17 protein-coding genes are annotated in these 19,062 nt (G+C 35.8%); all 17 read right to left on the bottom strand.

Features of this window, described 5'->3' with window-relative positions; genetic code table 11:
- Nucleotides 1-84: 84 nt before the first annotated feature.
- Nucleotides 85-1,224, bottom strand: a complete 1,140-nt coding sequence (gene ftsZ / locus GH715_RS08140; protein ID WP_153835406.1) for a cell division protein FtsZ — start codon at nucleotides 1,222-1,224, stop codon at nucleotides 85-87.
- 68 nt (nucleotides 1,225-1,292) lie between these two features.
- Entirely contained in the window at nucleotides 1,293-2,597 is a 1,305-nt protein-coding gene (gene ftsA / locus GH715_RS08135; protein WP_153835405.1) for a cell division protein FtsA, read from the bottom strand.
- A 137-nt stretch (nucleotides 2,598-2,734) separates the two neighbouring features.
- Entirely contained in the window at nucleotides 2,735-3,103 is a 369-nt protein-coding gene (locus GH715_RS08130; protein ID WP_153835404.1) for a small basic family protein, read from the bottom strand.
- A complete protein-coding gene (locus tag GH715_RS08125; RefSeq protein WP_153835403.1) occupies nucleotides 3,103-3,828 on the bottom strand; it encodes a DUF881 domain-containing protein in 726 nt (241 codons plus the stop codon). The genes GH715_RS08130 and GH715_RS08125 overlap by 1 nt, the downstream gene beginning before the upstream one ends.
- A gap of 4 nt (nucleotides 3,829-3,832) precedes the next feature.
- The gene (locus tag GH715_RS08120) at nucleotides 3,833-4,519 is read right to left on the bottom strand and encodes a DUF881 domain-containing protein (protein ID WP_153835402.1); all 687 of its coding nucleotides are present in this window, start codon (nucleotides 4,517-4,519) and stop codon (nucleotides 3,833-3,835) included.
- Complete coding sequence (locus tag GH715_RS08115) at nucleotides 4,509-5,303, bottom strand: cell division protein FtsQ/DivIB (protein ID WP_153835401.1); 795 nt, start codon at nucleotides 5,301-5,303, stop codon at nucleotides 4,509-4,511. Before GH715_RS08115 ends, GH715_RS08120 begins: the two co-directional genes overlap by 11 nt.
- A 107-nt stretch (nucleotides 5,304-5,410) precedes the next feature.
- Nucleotides 5,411-6,505 (bottom strand): stage V sporulation protein E, encoded by a 1,095-nt coding sequence (spoVE, locus tag GH715_RS08110; RefSeq protein ID WP_153835409.1) that lies wholly within the window; start codon nucleotides 6,503-6,505, stop codon nucleotides 5,411-5,413.
- Nucleotides 6,506-6,607: 102 nt separating this feature from the next.
- Nucleotides 6,608-7,954: a UDP-N-acetylmuramoyl-L-alanine--D-glutamate ligase gene (gene murD, locus GH715_RS08105; RefSeq protein WP_153835400.1), complete on the bottom strand. Its 1,347-nt coding sequence runs from the start codon at nucleotides 7,952-7,954 to the stop codon at nucleotides 6,608-6,610.
- A complete protein-coding gene (gene mraY / locus GH715_RS08100; RefSeq protein WP_153835399.1) occupies nucleotides 7,951-8,937 on the bottom strand; it encodes a phospho-N-acetylmuramoyl-pentapeptide-transferase in 987 nt (328 codons plus the stop codon). The genes murD and mraY overlap by 4 nt, the downstream gene beginning before the upstream one ends.
- A 46-nt stretch (nucleotides 8,938-8,983) precedes the next feature.
- The gene (locus tag GH715_RS08095; protein WP_153835398.1) at nucleotides 8,984-10,441 is read right to left on the bottom strand and encodes a UDP-N-acetylmuramoyl-L-alanyl-D-glutamate--2,6-diaminopimelate ligase; all 1,458 of its coding nucleotides are present in this window, start codon (nucleotides 10,439-10,441) and stop codon (nucleotides 8,984-8,986) included.
- 90 nt (nucleotides 10,442-10,531) lie between these two features.
- On the bottom strand, nucleotides 10,532-12,457 hold the full coding sequence (locus GH715_RS08090) for a stage V sporulation protein D (RefSeq protein WP_153835397.1): 1,926 nt from the start codon (nucleotides 12,455-12,457) through the stop codon (nucleotides 10,532-10,534).
- Nucleotides 12,458-12,541: 84 nt separating this feature from the next.
- On the bottom strand, nucleotides 12,542-14,743 hold the full coding sequence (locus GH715_RS08085) for a penicillin-binding transpeptidase domain-containing protein (RefSeq protein WP_153835396.1): 2,202 nt from the start codon (nucleotides 14,741-14,743) through the stop codon (nucleotides 12,542-12,544).
- 9 nt (nucleotides 14,744-14,752) lie between these two features.
- Entirely contained in the window at nucleotides 14,753-15,133 is a 381-nt protein-coding gene (gene ftsL, locus GH715_RS08080) for a cell division protein FtsL (protein WP_153835395.1), read from the bottom strand.
- 15 nt (nucleotides 15,134-15,148) lie between these two features.
- Nucleotides 15,149-16,108: a 16S rRNA (cytosine(1402)-N(4))-methyltransferase RsmH gene (gene rsmH / locus GH715_RS08075; RefSeq protein WP_153835394.1), complete on the bottom strand. Its 960-nt coding sequence runs from the start codon at nucleotides 16,106-16,108 to the stop codon at nucleotides 15,149-15,151.
- Nucleotides 16,109-16,134: 26 nt separating this feature from the next.
- Complete coding sequence (mraZ, locus tag GH715_RS08070; RefSeq protein ID WP_153835393.1) at nucleotides 16,135-16,566, bottom strand: division/cell wall cluster transcriptional repressor MraZ; 432 nt, start codon at nucleotides 16,564-16,566, stop codon at nucleotides 16,135-16,137.
- Nucleotides 16,567-16,923: 357 nt separating this feature from the next.
- The gene (gene bshC / locus GH715_RS08065) at nucleotides 16,924-18,546 is read right to left on the bottom strand and encodes a bacillithiol biosynthesis cysteine-adding enzyme BshC (protein WP_153835392.1); all 1,623 of its coding nucleotides are present in this window, start codon (nucleotides 18,544-18,546) and stop codon (nucleotides 16,924-16,926) included.
- 104 nt (nucleotides 18,547-18,650) lie between these two features.
- Nucleotides 18,651-19,037 (bottom strand): DUF3397 domain-containing protein, encoded by a 387-nt coding sequence (locus GH715_RS08060; protein ID WP_153835391.1) that lies wholly within the window; start codon nucleotides 19,035-19,037, stop codon nucleotides 18,651-18,653.
- Nucleotides 19,038-19,062: the final 25 nt, after the last annotated feature.

Here is a 19,062-nt window from a genome sequence, read left to right as displayed (position 1 = left end):
GCGCAGTTTATGGATAATATGTATGTATTTTGTTAGATTAAGAAACCCCCGTTTCAAAACAACTGAAACGGGGGTTTACTGTGCTTATCTTCTTCGATTACGATTTCTTAAAAATGTTGGTATATCTAATGTGTCCTCTTCCTGCTTTGGTCTTGAACTAGAAGAAGATGATGGACTAGGTTCTTGTGTTTTTTCTGGCTGCTGTTTTTCTCTCTTAGGAGAGCTAGCTTGTAAAACAGATTTTGGTTTATTTTGTGCATTTTTGATTTGTGACTCATCAAAGCCGGTTGCAATAACAGTTACGACAATTTCATCCTTCAAATCCTCGTTGATGACGGAACCGAAAATAACATTCACTTCTTGATCTGCAGCTGATGTAACAATGTCTGCTGCCTCTTGTACTTCATATAAGCTTAAATTAGTTCCGCCTGTTATGTTCATCAAGACACCATGCGCACCATCAATAGAAGTTTCCAGTAGTGGTGATGAAATAGCCTTCTTAGCTGCCTCAGCTGCACGACTTTCACCTGTAGCTACACCGATACCCATTAGTGCCGAACCTTTATCAGCCATAATAGTTTTCACATCGGCAAAGTCGACGTTTATTAGTCCAGGTGTTGCAATTAAATCCGAAATACCTTGTACACCTTGGCGTAAGACATTATCTGCTTCACGGAATGCTTCTAGCATAGGTGTATTTTTATCAATTATTTCTAGTAATCGGTCATTAGGAATAACAATTAATGTATCTACACTGCTTTTTAATCCATCAATACCTGAGACCGCTTGAGTTGCTCTTTTTCTACCTTCAAAAGTAAACGGGCGAGTAACTACCCCTACAGTTAATGCTCCTAACTCTTTAGCTACTTGGGCAATAACTGGAGCAGCACCTGTTCCTGTTCCACCACCCATACCAGCTGTCACAAAGACCATGTCAGAGCCTTTAAGGATTTCTTCAATTTGTTCCTTGCTTTCTTCTGCAGCCTTTCTTCCTACTTCTGGGTTTGCACCTGCACCCAATCCTCTTGTTAATTTTGTACCAATTTGCATTTTAACTTCTGCTTTGGAAAGATTTAATGCTTGTGCATCTGTATTCACTGCAATAAATTCTACACCTTGTACACCGTGCTCTATCATTCGGTTAACAGCGTTGCTTCCACCACCGCCTACACCGATTACTTTTATCGTAGCTAGCTGATCCATATTCGTATCAAAGTCTAACATACCATTTCCTCCCATTTTGCTAGATTAATAGTCTGTCTTTTTCCACGTCTTCATTTACCCCAATATTCTTAATCAAAGAAATATTTGAAGAAGTTTGCTAATTTAGGTTCTTTCTTTTCTTTCACATTTTGTTTATTGGTTGGTTTCTTTGTTCGTTTTGGTTTTGGCTTAGGTTTTTCCATATCTACCTGATGTACTTGTTCTCGTTGTTCTGTTACTGCATCTGAAAACTCTTTCCCTTGTATTTTCGCATTCTTGTACGCAAATTTCAAGATACCAATGCCTGCTGTAAATTGAGGTTCACGAACCCCAATATAATCAGGAATCGCAATTCGAACATTACTTTGGTAAATATCTTGTGCTAAATCAGCAGCCCCTGGCATACTCATCGTACCACCTGTAAGCACCAGACCACCAGGAATTTCATCATATCCCATCTTTTGAATCTCACGAGCACTATATACTAATATTTCTTCTAATCTAGCTTCGATTATTTCGGTTAAATCTAGCTGATTATACACCTGCCTTTGATTACTACCAATAATATTCACTTCAAATGTTTCCTCTTCATTGGCATCATTAAAGAAGGCGTGTCCATGATCGAGTTTAATATCCTCTGCCTCTTCTGATGATGTGCGGAGTCCGATAGATAAGTCCTTCGTAATATTATACCCACCTAATGGTATTACACTAGTAGCTACCAATCCATCATTTTCAAAAACAGAAACGGTTGTACTTCCTCCACCTATATCGAGTAATGCAACGCCTAAATTTTTCTCGTCTTGAGATAGAGCCACTTCTCCTGTTGCTAATGGTTGCAAGCAAATATCCATAATACTTAAACCAGCTTTTTCAACACATTTCAATATATTATGTAACATTGTCTTCGAACAAGTAATAATCGTACCTTCCATTTCTAATCGAACCCCAATCATTCCTCTGGGATCTCGAATCTCATCTAATCCGTCAACGATAAATTGCTTTGGTATAACATCAACAATTTCTCTTTCAGGTGGAATGGACATGACCTGTGCTGCATCCAATACACGATGAATATCTTCTTCTGATATTTCCTTATCATCACTGGATACTGCAACAACTCCATGACATGGTTGTAATTGCACATGATTACCATTAATTCCTACTATAACTTGATCAATATGTATATCTACCATGCGTTCAGCTTGTTCGACTGCTGTTCGAATTGAGTGAACAGTCTCGTCTATATCAACGATGGCTCCTTTTTTCATACCTAGAGACTTAGCGGTACCAACCCCAATCACATTTAAAGAATCACCAAGAATTTCTCCGATGATAACCTTTATTTTTGATGTACCTATATCCAAGCTGACTAGAATTTCACCGTTATCCATAAGGCACCTCCTATTTCAATGCATTAAACTACGATTCATTGCATATAAGTATAATAAACTGTATTAAACACTATTATAATAAAAAAAACAATATTTTTACATGAATATATGTAAATTTACCGGAAAAATATTAAATATTATGATTTAGTACCTTTTTTTGCTTTTCTGTACATCTCATATTTTTCTAGTAAGTTCCTTCTTATCATAGCTAAATTCTGGAATAACCTTACTCCAAATGCAAAAATTGCTGCTAAATATAAATCAATACCTAGCTGTACTCCGATAAAGGCTAAAAAAGCAGCTAAAGATACATTGAAGAAAAAACCAGAAATAAATACTTTTTGGTCAAATTTCGCCTCTAGCTGGGCCCTGATACCTCCAAATAGCGTATCTAAAGCAGCCAACACTGCAATAGATAAATAATTGGTATAAGCATCTGGTATGCTCATGTTTGTCATAAAACCTAATAATAAACCAATTATTAAAAAAAGTGCCGGTAACCACATTAACTTTCACCTTCTTCTGGGACATCAACAATATCTACATCTTGTAAGTCAATTTGCTCATCATACTCTGGAAGTACAATATCACTTTGTTCAGATATATTCATTGTAACATTTTCTAACGCGAAGTAGTCACCTATTTCACTAACCTCTAGATGCTTTATTATTTCTTCCGAACCATTTGTAAGTACTTGTATTTTAGTTGGTAAATCTCCAATTGAACTATTGTTGACATATATGTTTCCATTCACATCTCTTATCGGTGTTATATTAATGACTCGTTGACTTTCAATAGCCATTTCAGTTGCACCAGCTGCATTTAATTCGTTGATTAATAATTGGAGTAACTCGGCATTTATTTCAGGATATTCCTGATAATCTTCTTCTAAAAACATTGGTTCTAGTGTAATAATTATCCCTTGTCCACTTTTCTTTGTTAATCCTGCTTGATCTCGTAATTCTTGGATCGAATTTTTTAATGATTCAATTTGCTGGTGTTCTGTTTGTTCTTGATACTCTTGAAGTGTTTGCTCTGCTTCTGCAATTTCCATGTATAGATTTTGCTGAGTTTTCTGTTCTTCTAACAGTGCTGTTCTAATTTCCCAAGTATCTCTTGTATCTCGATCAATGGTTTGGTGATTGGTATTAAATAATATCGCAATCATCAAGCCGATCAATAAACATACTATTCCAATCGCAACGTGTTGTTTATTAAAAACATTTTTCATACCGTCACATATCCTTTGCGTACATTTCAATATTAGATTTCTTCTCGATTGTCACTTCGATGTTATCTTGAACAAGTTGGTCGATAATCCCATTTCTAAGGTTTAAACTGACATCAAGGACTTCTTGATCACCAATCGCAGTAATCACAAATGGTGCAGGATATGAATTGCCGTCAATTGATATAACTGGCCCAATACAAGATATGTAACTATTACGATATATTCGCTGTCCATTTATTGCAATCGCTTTGGCACCAGCACTAAATAATTCGTTTACCGTTTGATGAATGTGCCGGTCATGAACAATATATTGATTCGCATGATTTTCCGCTGGAATAAAGCTTGCATCTTTTAATGTTACCATAATTCCTTCACCACTAATTGACAATTCACCAGTCAATTTTTGCAAATTAGATTTGGTAGCTACTAAATCTTTTAATACATCAACTTCCTCACCAATTTCCTGTTCTATGGCTTGTACTTCTTGGCGAATTTGTGTTAATTCAGATCTTAATTGCTTATTTTTTTCTTCCATATCGATTAATTGTTTTCGATAATAAAAATCTCGTTCCCATTCCTGATTATTGACTTGTGAGATTTCAGCAGTTGTTTTTGTTTGCTGGTAACTAAAAGTTAACAAAAAGCCCGATACCAGAAAGACCAATGCAAACACTAATTGTCTACTCTTCATTTTCCTCTTCGATCTCCTCCTCCTCTTCCTTATCTACTTCATATGGAGTAAATACTGCTCCACTTTCGTCAATTTTAATAATACCTGCTTTACTCTGATCCAACTGACTTACAATTGAAGGATAGCTGTCCATATTTGTAGATAAATTCCGTATCGAGGACTCTACCTCCTGGCCATCTGTCATATATAGTTGAATCTTATATGGATTGGAATCTGAAGGAATCCAGTTTACTTCAGAGATTAATGCAGCAACATATGTAGATAGGTTGGCTAATTCTTCCGCTATTTCTTGCAAATAGTGATTATCGTTAAATCCTTTTAAAATAGGAACGTCTCCATTTATATTGGAAGAATTAACCTCGTCTAACAAATCGCCATTTTCTAAAAGTGGCTGTATTTTTCCGTCCAATTCAACATAAGCTACATGACTTAATTCCGTTATATCCATAACGATCGTATTCGGAAATGATTTCGAAACATCCGCCTCTTTAACTTGTGGATGTGATACAATATTTTCTTCTAATTCTTTCGTTTGTACTCCCCAAAAGTTTGCATTTTCTTCTATTTCGCTCTGATTTATTATTTCTTCTTTTGACAGCCATTGCAAACCATTTACTGATATATTTTTTACATAACTCATGGGTGATTGCAAATAAATCACAATAAAAATTAATACAAAAAAGATGAGCAAATAAAAAATCAGTTTTCTGTTTGCTTTTTTTCGACGTTCTTGTTTCAACTTTGGAATTCGATCTTCTATTGAAACGACTCTTTTTTGTACCATATTTATACTTCCTTTTCTATTATCCAATTCACTAATTTTTGTATGCATGTCTTATTCCGATTATATCATAGACATTACTTTCTAGGTATCATCCAAATCTCCCAAGTTTATTGCCGATATTTACTAATGTTGATTAATATTCCGACAGAACAAAGCGTCAAAGTTAAAGAGGAACCTCCATAGCTTAAGAATGGCAATGTTATGCCAGTGACCGGAATTAAACCAATGACAACACTGATATTAATCATTACTTGGATAGCTATCATACCAACAATGCCAACTGCTAGTAATCTTGCAAAAAGATCTGGTGCATGGATCGCCGTTAATATTCCTCTCCAGACAAATAAAAAGAATAGGACAATGACAAAACTTGCACCAATGAATCCCAATTCCTCTGCAATTATTGCAAAAATAAAATCATTATGCGGTTCCGGCAGGTAAAAATATTTTTGCAAGCTGTTTCCAAAACCAACTCCTAATAACCCCCCAGGTCCAATCGCGTACAAGGACTGAATAATTTGAAAGCCTGTCCCTAAAGGATCTTGCCAAGGATCGAGAAATGCTGTGATACGATTGATTCTGTAGGGAGCAGAGATAATTAGCAGTAAAAACCCAATGACACCAAAGCCTGCTAAAAATACAAAGTGCATGATTTTGGCACCTGCTACGAAAATTAACAGAAAACAGGTTAACAAGAATACCATACCTGTACCTAAATCAGGCTGAAGCATAATAATTAGAAACACGATTACTGAAATCGCAAGTGGTGGGAGAAAACCCTTTTTGAATTCTGTAATTTTATCCTGATGATTGACTAGAAAACCACTTAAAAACATAATCATCGCAAGTTTAATAAATTCGGCAGGTTGAATGCTAAATGCACCTACTCCTATCCAACTTCTTGCACCACCTCTAACCATTCCGATTCCAGGAATCAAAACAGCAACTAACAGGATTAACGAGCCAATAAAAATCCATTTTCGATACTTTATCCACTGAAAATAAGGAATGTTAGAAACAATCATCATCGCAATCATACCCACACCAGCAAAAAGTATCTGTCGCTTTAAGAAGTAAAAAGAATCATTGAATTTATACTCAGCCCAAATCGAAGAGGCGCTATAAACCATGATTGTTCCGACCAACAAAATAGCAATAATGACAAAAATCAAGATATAATCCGGCGTATGTTGACTTTTCATCTTCGGTTGCACGAAAAAAACCCCCAAATCTATTAATGAATTAGGGGCCCGTTATATTTTCATACAACATCGTCTGCGCTTATTATAATAGACAAGCCCCTATTATAATTTATGCACAGATTCCATAAACATGTTGCCTCTTTCTTCAAAGGTTTTATATTGATCCCAGCTTGCACAAGCAGGTGATAATAAGACAACATCTTCTTTATTGGATAATTGATATGCTTTTTGAACAGCTTCATTCATCGTGTCTACCAATTCTATATTTTCTATTCCACTAGCCTCTCCGACTTTTCGTAATTTCGGACTTGTTTCACCAAACAATACAAGTGCCTTCACATTTGACATATATGGTATTAATTCATCGAAATCATTACCGCGGTCAAGACCGCCTGCAAGCAAGATGATCGATTGATTAAATGCTGATAATGCCTTAGTTGTTGCAAGTATATTAGTAGCTTTGGAATCATTATAAAACTTTCGACCGTTCACTTCTTTTACAAATTGCAGACGATGTGTTACGCCTGTAAATGTGGTAAGGACAGTTTCAATCACTTGATTTGAAATACCTTCAAGTTTCGCAACCGAAATAGCAGCTAAAATATTCTCTAGGTTATGTTCACCTACTAACACGACAGATGCTAAGTCAATCACTTTCTCTCCACGGAAATATATTGCTTCTTCGTCACAATATGTACCGTTCGTGATTCCACCTTTACGGCTAAATGGTACACGGATGGCGTCAGCATCTTTAATTAAATTCACAATACGTTGATCATCAGCATTATAAACTAAATAATCATGTTCAGTTTGATTTTTAAAGATATTAGCTTTTGCATTTTGATAATGTTCCAATGTATGATGGTAATCTAAATGTGCTTCAAAAAGATTAAGCAGTACGGCGACTTTAGGTTTAAATGTATCTATACCTAATAATTGAAAAGAAGATAATTCAGCAATCATTGTTTGCTTATCATCCATTTGCTCGGCAACTTCTGATGCAACATGGCCAATGTTTCCCGCCAAGCTAACGGGTGCATCTGCTTTTTTAAACATTTCATAAATTAAAGTTGTTGTCGTAGTTTTCCCATTTGAACCAGTGATACCAACGATTTGATTAATGCCGAAGTATGGTATTAATTCTATTTCTGTTAAAACAGGAATATCTTGTTTAACAGCACTATCTATTAAAACATTTTCATAGGGAATACCCGGATTTTTAATAATGGCATCGACATCTTCAATCAATGACAAAGGGTGTTCACCAACAACTACAGAAACACCTTGAGAGCGGAGAGTCTGTACATTTTCATCATCTTCTGTAGCTTTCAAATCATTGGCAACTACCTCAACACCATTTCTATTTAACAAATTCGCAACAGCTGTTCCACTTTTGGCAAGACCTAACACAAGTACTTTAGCAAAAGGGAAATTCTTTAATTTTCTCATGATGACAACACCTCAATATAAATACCTAAAATTGCAAATAATATACCGACTGCCCAAAAAGTGGTCACTACTCTCCATTCAGACCACCCTTTTAACTCATAGTGATGGTGCAGTGGGCTCATTAGAAAGATTCTCTTTCCTCTTGTTTTAAAAGAAATAACCTGAATAATAACGGACAATGTCTCTAAAACAAAAACACCGCCAATAATAACTAATAAAATTTCCAATTTTAAAAGAATAGCAATTGCGGCAATAGCACCACCCAGAGCCAACGAACCAGTATCTCCCATAAATACTTTGGCAGGGTGTGCATTAAATACTAGGAATCCCAATAATGCACCTACAACAGATAAACTAAATAATGTTACACTCAAATTCGGGATACCATACCAAGCTAATATAGCAAACGCACCAAACGCAATAGCAGCTGTCCCTGCCAATAATCCATCAAGCCCATCAGTCAGATTAACGGCATTGGAAGCACCAACTAACATTACAACGATAAAAATAGGATATAGCCACCCTAAGTCAAACGAGATGTTGGTACCTGGTACAGCAATGCTTGTTGAAAAATTTTGTTGCAATAATACTACATAAAAGATAATTGCAATCACGATTTGTCCTAATAACTTTTGCTTAGAGGTTAATCCTAGGTTTCGTTTTAAAACCACTTTAATAAAATCATCAAGGAATCCTAATAAGCCGAACCCAATTAATACTAATAGTAACAACAAGACCTCATAGCCCAACATACCATTGTTAACACGGCTAACGACAACGATGCTCGTTATCGAAATACTTAGGATAATCATAACACCACCCATTGTTGGCGTGCCTGATTTTTTTTGGTGTGATTGAGGTCCTTCTTCTCTAATACTTTGTCCAAATTTTAACCTTTTCAGAAAAGGAATTAAAATCGGGGATAGTAGGACAGTAATTAAAAATGCGATCGCTACTGTAATTAAAAACGTATATTCATTCATCCATGTTCTCTCCAATCTTCTATCCGGGGGTAACGAAAGTAACTGATTAATTCAAATACTTGATAGCTACTTGTTCATCGTCAAAATCTAAGACTTTGTCTCCTACAATTTGGTATGTTTCATGTCCTTTACCAGCAATTAATACAACATCTTTGTCATTTGCTTGTTCAATTGCTTGTTTAATTGCTTCTTCACGATCTAATATCGTTTGATAATTGTTATGCTTCAGACCTTCCACCATATCATCAATAATTGCTTGCGAGGATTCTGAACGTGGATTATCAGAAGTAAAGATAGCTTGATCTGCGTATTGACAGGCAACCTCTGCCATCAATGGTCTTTTACGACGATCCCGATCTCCACCACAACCAACTACTACACGTATATTTCCTGCGCAAAAGCGCTTGATGGTTGACAAGACATTTTCCAATGAGTCTGGTGTGTGTGCATAATCAATAATTACACCAAAGTCTTGCTTATGTTCCACTGGTTGGAAACGTCCTTTTACTCCTGTAGTATTGTTTAATACATGTTGTATGATGTCTAATTCAATACCAGAGGCATAAGCTGCAGTTGCCGCTGCTAATAAGTTATAAACACTAAACATTCCCATAAGTTTACTCTTGATTGGAACATTTCCTTTTGGTGTTTTCATTATAAAGGAAACACCATTAGCCATCAATTCTACATTGACAGCTTGAAAAGATGCTTTGTTTTGTACACCGTAGGTTAACACTGGTTGAGCTGTTACTCTATTTAAAAATTCTGCATGTTCATCATCTTGATTAATAACTGCATATTTTGGTCTTTCATGTTTCAAAGTATTACCTAACTGAGAAAATAATAAACTTTTAGCGAATAGGTAGTTTTCCATTGTTTGATGATAATCAAGGTGATCTTGGCTTAAATTAGTAAATACAGCGATATCGAAATCTACTCCATGAACTCTCCCTAAATCCAAAGCATGAGAAGATACTTCCATTGTCGCAACATCTATTTTCTTTTCGACCATTTGATGTAAGTTTTTTTGTAAAAATAAAGAATCAGGGGTTGTATTTTTTACTGGATGACTTTCTCCATCAATCACCATTTGAATCGTACCTATTATTGCTGTTTTTTGTTTTGCATAATGGTGAATTTCATCGATGATATTTGTAACCGATGTTTTTCCATTTGTACCGGTGACACCTATAACCTTTAACTTACTGGAAGGATGGTCATAAAAATTGTTAGCTAAATGAGCCAAAGCCCTGGATGTATCTGGAACGATAACGACTGGTACAGATACATCCAGTTCTTTTTCCGCTACGATAACTGTTGCACCATTTTCAACTGCAGCTTCTGCAAATTGATGACCATCTACGGTGTACCCTTTGATACAAACAAATAAAGAGTTTTCTTTTAAAAGTCTATGATCCATTTCTATATGTTTTATATTAAGCATATCAAGGTTCTGTTGACATTGATAATCTGGTAAATTTTTGATTAATTCTTTAGCATTCATATTAGTCACCTTTTCTTTTTTGGGTTACTTTTGATAAACAACTACATTATTATATCAAAGACTTTTAAACTTTACGATAAATATTTTTAACTATTTATCGCCTAAAACAAGCCTGATTTTACTACCTTCTTGGACTTTTTCTCCTGCAGCAGGTGCTTGATCAATAATATAATCTCCTTCTCCCACCACATCAACTTCTAAGGAAACCAAATACTGCTGTAATTCACTTTTATTTAAACCGACTAAGTCAGGTACTTCTACTGGAGGAGATTCAGGCCATTGGTAGTCTTTTTCAATACCATCATCTTGCCTTGGCACTCCTAAAGCACGCAGGCTATCTTCTATAATAGTACCGACAATTGGAGCAGCTACTACTCCACCAAATTGCACAACATCTTTTGGATTATCTACCGCAACATACACAACTATTTCAGGATCATCTGCTGGCGCAAAGCCTATAAATGATACAATGTGGTTATTCTCCATATACTTTCCATCTTCACCGACTTTTTGTGCAGTCCCTGTCTTTCCCCCAACTCGATAACCATCCACATAAGCACTTCGACCAGTTCCTAAAGCAACAACAGACTCAAGAGCCTCACGCACTTCTTTAGATGTATCAGCCGAAATAATTCGATTTTTTAAGACGGGCTCAGTGGTATTAACTGCTTCACCTGTCACAGGGTCGAGGAATGCTTTTGCAACATATGGTTCATATAAATAACCACCGTTAACCGCAGCTGATACAGCCATTACTTGTTGGATTGGGGTGACTGATACACCTTGACCAAAAGCAGTAGTCGCTAACTCCACAGGACCAACATTGTCTAAATCAAACAAAATCCCTGTAGCTTCACCTTGTAAATCAATACCTGTTTTTTGACCAAAGCCAAAATCCTCAATATAAGAAAATAATCTTTCTTTACCTAGCTTCTGTCCTAAAACAATGAAACCTGGGTTGCACGAATTCTGTACAACTTCTAAAAATGTTTGATGTCCATGCCCTCCACTTTTCCAGCAATGTAAATGTGTTCCACCTACCTCAATATCTCCATCATCCACATATTCATCGTTTTCAAGATCCACAAGTCCTTCTTCCAAAGCTGCTGCTAACGTTATAATTTTAAATGTGGAACCAGGCTCATATGTGCTCCAAATCGGCAAATTGCGATTATATACTTCGGCACTAATATCCTGATAATTTGCAGGATCAAAATTCGGTCTAGATGACATTCCCAATATACTTCCATCCTTGGGATTTACTGCAATAGCTATCGCGCCATCTGGATTATATTTTTCTTCAGCTATATCTAATTCTCTTTCCATAATAGTTTGAACCCTGCTATCTATGGTGAGTTGAAGATCATAGCCGTCTTCAGGGGGAGTATATTTATCAGCCATTTGCGGCATTCTTTTTCCTTTTGCATCACTGTAAAAGGATAAACTACCTTCTGTTCCACTTAACATCTCTTCATACATTAATTCAAGTCCCGTTAATCCTTGGTTATCAATGCCACTAAACCCAAGTACATGTGACAAATAAGCCCCATTGGGATAGTGTCGAATAGAATCTTCTGCAATATAAATACCTTCTAAATCTAACATTTGAACAGCCATCGCCTTTTCTTCCGAAATTTTCCTTCCTTCTGGCTGCAATATCACAATCCGCTCATTTTTATGAATTGCTTCTAATACATCTTCATAAGACATATCCAGTACATTTGCTAACTGTCTGGCTGTTTGTTCTGCTTCTGTCACTTGTCTTGGCACAACCATTACAGTAGGTGCGGAAACATTCTCCGCTAAAACCTCTTCATTAGTGTCAATAATCTTACCTCTTTCTGGCTCAAATACAATATCTCTACTCCACAAATCTTCTGCCTCAGCAATTAGAAAATCGGACCAGATAAATTGCACATATCCTAATCTTATCACAATGACTGCCATAATGATTAATGCAAAAAGAAACACAGTGACTATTCTGCGTTGCACCTTAATATTGGTTATTCGTTTCATGACATATCTCCTTTAATTCAAGAAACTGTTTGTCCCAATATATGTTTGTGAAAGGCTGAATAGAACACTGTGTATGATTGTTTACTATTCTTCTTCGTTCGCTTCTTCACCGGATTCATCTGATGCATTTTCCTGATCTTCCGGCACATCCGGTTCTTCCAGTTCAACCATTAAATAATCTTGTTCATTAAGTGATGATCCTGTCTCAATACTTTGTTTCTTGACATAACCATTCCCCATCCACTCTAAATCTAGATCTAAAAAGTCTCGGAAAGATAAGACATCTCTAAATGACCATCCAGTTAAATCTGGCATTTTCATATTATCCGTTGCCACCATAACAGTTTGCCTTGCTGTTATCTTTGTACCTGGTTGCATGTTTACTTTCTTAATATTTTCACCATCTCCGATAACAATTGGCTTTACACCTAACTCTTTCAGTTTATTAACATATGAATCTGTTTGTTTACCTTCCCACTCAGGAATCTCCACTACTTCGATTGGCTCTGTAGCATCTTTGTCCGGTTCAATATTTAAATATCGCAAACTATTTTCCATTACATTTTTGAACACAAAAGAAACGGGTGCTGAACCTGATTCTGTTACTTCTAAGTTCGGTTCTTTTACTGATACATACATAATTAACTCAGGGTCTTCTGCAGGAGCCATGCCTAAGAAAGAAAAGATGTAACTATTTCTTCCTGTTTTATATTTGCCTGTCTCAGGATCTACAAAGTTGGCAGTACCTGTTTTACCTGCAACAGAATAATCGTTCAAATTATAAATGTTATGGCCTGTCCCATTTTCAGAAGTAATAACCGTTTCTAGTACCTCTAACGTTTTTTTCGCAGTTTCGGAAGAGATTGGTTCACCTACTACTTCAGGTTCTTTCTCAGCAATTACTTCATTTGTATCATGATCCACTGTTTTATCAATGATATATGGTTTTAACATTTTACCTTCATTTGTTATGGCAGTTGCTGCTTTCATCAATTGTATTGGTGTAGTAGTAGTTCCTTGACCAAATGCAGTAGTTACCTTTTCACTTTCCCAATTATAAAGAATTTCGCCTGCAACTTCCCCAGGTAAGTCAATCCCTGTTTTTTGATCAAAATCAAATGCTTTTAAATACTCTAAAAATTTTTCAGATCCTACCTTTTCATAAGCTAACTTTGCCGCAGCAACATTAGAGGAACGCTGAATCCCTTCTAAATAACTGATTTTACCCCAACCTTGACGACCATTATGGTCTCCTATTGTTCTACCACCAGCTTTGTATGTTCCTGATTCATATTGGTCATCAGGATTCCAGACACCTTCTTCAATCGCTGAGGCTAATGTAAATACTTTCATCGTTGAACCAGGTTCGAAAGGTGTGGCAATAACATCATTATACCAGTTCTCTACTTCGCCAATGTCATTAGGGTTATAACTAGGTCTGTTACTAAGAGCTAGTATTTCCCCTGTCTTGGCATTCATAACTACAGCCGTCATTCTAGCAGGATCATACTCATCTTCCACCTCTGATAATGCATCTTCAACTAATGTTTGAATTTTTTGATCAAGTGTTAGGTAAACATCATCGCCATTATCTGGCTCATTAATGACCTCTTTAGGATCTAATAGTTTCATATTAAATTTATCACGTTGATACGAAATCGAACCATTGACTCCAGTAAGCAAATCATTCATGAACCCTTCCACACCATTAATTCCGACAATTTGATCATCTTGTTTATCAGTTAGTCCGATTGTGTGTGAAGCAAACATCCCGTTGGGATAGAAACGGATTGGTTCTTCTATAAAATTAATACCAGGTAATTCTAAAGCTTCAATCTCTTCTTTCTGTTCCTGATTTAATTCTCTGGCGTTAGAACCAAATTCTACCTGGAATCTTTCATTTTTAATCCCTTCGTTCAAACGTTCTGCTATTTCACTTTCTTCCATTTCTAATATAGGTGCTAGTTTTTGGGCAGTCTCGTTAACATCTTTAACATGTTTGGGATGCAGAGGATTGGTAGTGTGTGACTCATCAACAATAGCATATAAACGGTACACCACATGTTCTTGAGCTAGTGCCATTCCATTACGGTCGTAAATTGTCCCTCTACTAGCAGGAATACTATAGCTATTGGTTCTTTTTTCATCAGCCAACTCCTGAATCGAAACTCCAGATACTTCCCCAGATACTTGAATATATAAAAACCTTCCAGCAATGACAAGAAAAAAGCTCGTAAATATAACAATCCAAACAATTGGCATGACTTCTGTTGTTCTACTTTTCATCGTTAACACCTATTCTACTAGGTCTGTTGCACGTTTCACTTGGGTGTTTTGAACTTCCAGACCGTGTTTTTTGGCATTTTCAATAATCCGTTCAGGTTGGCTTAATTCTTTTTGTTTAAAAGCAAGATTTTTGTTATGTACCGTTTGTTGTTGAATTTGTGTATTTAACGATTCAACCTCACGGTTTAATTGGTCTAACGAAGAACTGTAGCTAACCAAGTAAGCAGAAATACTTAGAAATATAACAGCAAAGATTACATACATCATTTTTTCGCCGCGAGTTACCCAGCGCTTCTGCACCTTTACTTTTTTTCTGACTACATTTGGTTGTTGGACTTGTTCTCTTACTTGATCATGTGTGTAATAAGCTCTTGCGTGTTGACTACTCATGGTTTTGCCACCCTTCTACTTTATATTATCTTCATTCCAATCCTTCACTTTTTCAATCACTCTCAACTTTGCTGATCTTGAACGTCGATTTTCTGCCAATTCATTCTCTGATGGCAGAATTGGTTTTCGATTAACTAGACGAAACGATGGTTTAAATTCCTCTGGTATTACCGGAATATTCTTTGGTACAGGAGGAGGTGTACTCCATTTTTTAAATGTTTGCTTACAAATTCGATCTTCCAACGAGTGAAAGGTAATAACGGAAATACGTCCACCTATTGAAAGAGACCTTCCTGCTTGGTACAATGCATCTTCAAAAACTTTCAATTCATCATTAACAGCTATTCGTATCGCCTGAAAAATTCGCTTGGCAGGATGTCCACCTTTTCTCCTTGCAGGAGCAGGTATTGCTTGTTTAATGATCTCAACTAAATCAAATGTAGTGTCTATTGTTTTTTTTTCTCTTTCCGCTTCTATAGTTCGTGCAATTTGTTTGGAAAACTTTTCTTCACCATACCTAAAGAAAATCGATACAAGATCTTCATATGGCCATTTATTCACTATCTCAAATGCATTTAATTCACTGTTTTGATTCATTCGCATATCTAATGGCGCATCATGCTGATAGCTAAATCCCCGTTCCCCTCTATCTAATTGTGGAGAAGAGACACCTAAATCAAACAAAACACCATTCACTTGTCTTATTTGCAATTTTTCTAATTCTTCACTTAAATGACGGAAGTTCCGTTGAATCAAGGTGACTTGGTTAATTCGGTCTTTCAATCTTTCTTTAGCAGCATTAATAGCGTCTTGATCTTGATCAAATGCAATCAATCTGCCTTTCTCATTTAGTTGTTCTAATAAATATTCGGAGTGTCCGCCACCACCTAATGTACAATCAACATAAATGCCATCTGGATTGATATCAAGACCACCAACAGTTTCTTCTTTTAATACCGTATAATGTCCAAACATGGAGTCACCTCTTTTTCTTGTTGTCTTTACAAATCAAAATCCATCATATTCTCTGCAATTTCTGCAAATGATTCTTCTGATACATCTACAAATTCATTCCATTTATTTTCTGCCCAGAATTCTACTCTGTTTGATACACCGATCACTGCACATTCTTTTTCAATTCCTGCATATTTACGAAGTGGAGCAGGTATATTTATCCTTCCCTGCTTGTCTAGTTCACATTCAACTGCGCCAGAAAAGAAAAAACGTGTAAATGCTCGAGCATCTTTCTTAGTTAACGGTAATTTTTTTAGTTTTTCTTCCAACTGGTGCCATTCATTCATCGGGTACGCAAACAAACATTGATCCAAGCCACGGGTAACGACAAACTGTTCTCCGAGTCCATCTCTGAACTTAGAAGGTACAATTATACGTCCTTTTGTATCAATGTTATGTTGATATTCTCCCATGAACATACCTAGGCACCCCACTTTCTATCCTTATCGTACCACATTCCCCCACTTTTCACCACTAAATATTTAAAAAAACTATCCATTTTTTTGTAAAGGTACTTTTTTTGCTACAAATAGCTGGAACCCGTGTCTGAAAAAAACAAAAGAAAAACCGGTAAAGCCTACCCGGCCCTGTCCAAAGTAGTTATCTAGACATGAATTCCGTGATTTTTGCTCTACAACGAAGTAATTAGTTGGAGCGTTGCAAATATACATAAAACAACTCAAAATAACTACTTCATTTAACACGGACATCGTGCTGATATTATACTTACATTCCATAAAAAAAGGTAATTGGCTTTAGCAACCAATTACCTTTTTTTATAAATACACAATATAATGTTGTTTTTTCCAATCAAACGAATAATTATTTATTTGTTTGACCCATTCAAACCCATAGAGGTTAAGGAAATAAGTAATATTCCAAATCCGTTCTTGCAGTCCATTATCAGGCTTTAAGTGCATTTGTATATAATCGAACTCTTTTAATTGCCGATGATACTTTTTGGAAAATTCTTTATGGATTCTCGTTGAAAGTTTATCTACTTGTTGTAATAACAGTTGCAAATTTTTATCCGCATATTGTGATACATCATCTGTTAAATCATTTGTCACTTCTTTTAGTGGTTGATGTCCCATTTTAATAGCTTCCTTCAGTTGAATAGTCATTTCTTCAACAGGACTGTTTGCTTGAGCTGATAACCAATTTATTTTTTGAGTCTGGACTCCGTTATCAATTGCGAAACTAGGATCAATATTATACTTACTCAACACTTTTACGAGCTTCTCATCCACTAATGTTAGCGACACACGTGGCAAAACGGGTGGCATCTTTAGCGATACACTATGAAATGCATCTTTTAATATAGACCAGTAAGCTGCTTCACTCGGCCCAGCAAAAAAAGCTAGTGTAGGAAATAATTTTTCTTGCATTAATGGTCTAGTTACTACATTATTGCTCAATCGCTCTGGTGTTTCATTTGCTATTTCTAAAAGCTCTTGATTCGAATATTGACATTCATTATTTTTTCCTATCCAATTTTGACCATCTTTTTGTAGTAAGATTCTTTCCCCTTCCTGTTCTACAAATAAATGCCCATCTTGTTCATTTGCATCAACACTAACATGATATCCCTTTGTTCTCATTGACTGTAGCGATCGATAAACATTTCGGCTAATTTCTGGCTGTTTTTCAATCATTTCATAAAAATATGTCGATTCTAATTGACGTACTTCCTTATCTCCAGAGTCAACTAGGATTAATCCAGTATCAGCAAAAATCTCATGAATAAAGGATGCGAAAAAATCAACAAATGTGTTGGCTTTCATTAATTTATCATATAAAGTTTGAAACAATTTCTTCGTATAAGCAGTTTCTTTGAGTGATCGAAATGTTGTTTTCAACCAACGATAGGCTTGCTCTTTGTTTAATATTCGTTTAGACACAGACGTTCTTTCTTTATGATGATCCTCTAAAGGATATTTTTGAAGTTCTGTATCTTCTGGTAAAAAAATATGGTTCACCTCGGCAAAATCGTGGTCCTCTCCTGCTATCCAAAAGACAGGTAACACGGGAACTCCTAATAACTCTTCCTGCTGCTTTGCCAAAGCAATAATGGAGACTATTTTGTTAATCGTATAGAGTGGACCAGTCAGCATTCCAGCTTGTTGCCCCCCAATAACAACCACACTGTTTTCGTCTCTCAGTCTTTCAATATTTTCAAATGTTGCTTCCGTGGCAGACCAACGTCGGTTAATCGAATGTAACATATCAGCCAGGGCATCTCTTTGAAATAGCTGCTCTTGCAAGTCTTTCTTACGTTCTTTAAAAACATTTTCATCATAAGGATTATAATCAAAATGATCCAACAAATCCTTTACTTCCTTTTGATAATCCATGATAAATTTATTATGTAAATCGAGTCTTTGGGATTCGATACGCATTAATGAACTGCTCCTTTATCTTCAATATATACAATAGTAATCCAATAGTATTGTACATAATGAAAACGATAAAAGCACATAATTTGTTTGTAATAATGAGATCGTTACAACACTTTGCTTATATTATAAAAGATTCCATATAAGATCGTAATAATATGTAAAGTAAAAAATAATAAAAAAGTAGCTTTCCAGAAACGTTTACAGACATGAGAAAAAATAATATCTGTATACACCTTCCAATGAATCAAGACACATATCATCAAAATGAATAACAACAGGAGAAAAATATAACTAATGGGATTTATCGAAAAAATAGAATAAAAAATGGCTGCAACTGATGCGATATATAAAACTGTTGTCGTATCAATCGCTAAATGAAAGCAATATCGTTTTTCACCTACAAACTTATAGGATAATTTATAAACTAAAAATGTTATAGCAAACGGTAGTGTAACCATCAATGCAAGCAGATAGTACAAACCTTCTATCATATGATACCCTCACTTCAAAAATGTT

The organism is Gracilibacillus thailandensis (assembly GCF_010994055.1).
Taxonomy (GTDB): Bacteria; Bacillota; Bacilli; order Bacillales; family Amphibacillaceae; genus Gracilibacillus; species Gracilibacillus lacisalsi.
The sequence above is the reverse complement of the archived record's forward strand: the minus strand, read 5'-3'. Positions and strand labels throughout refer to the sequence as shown.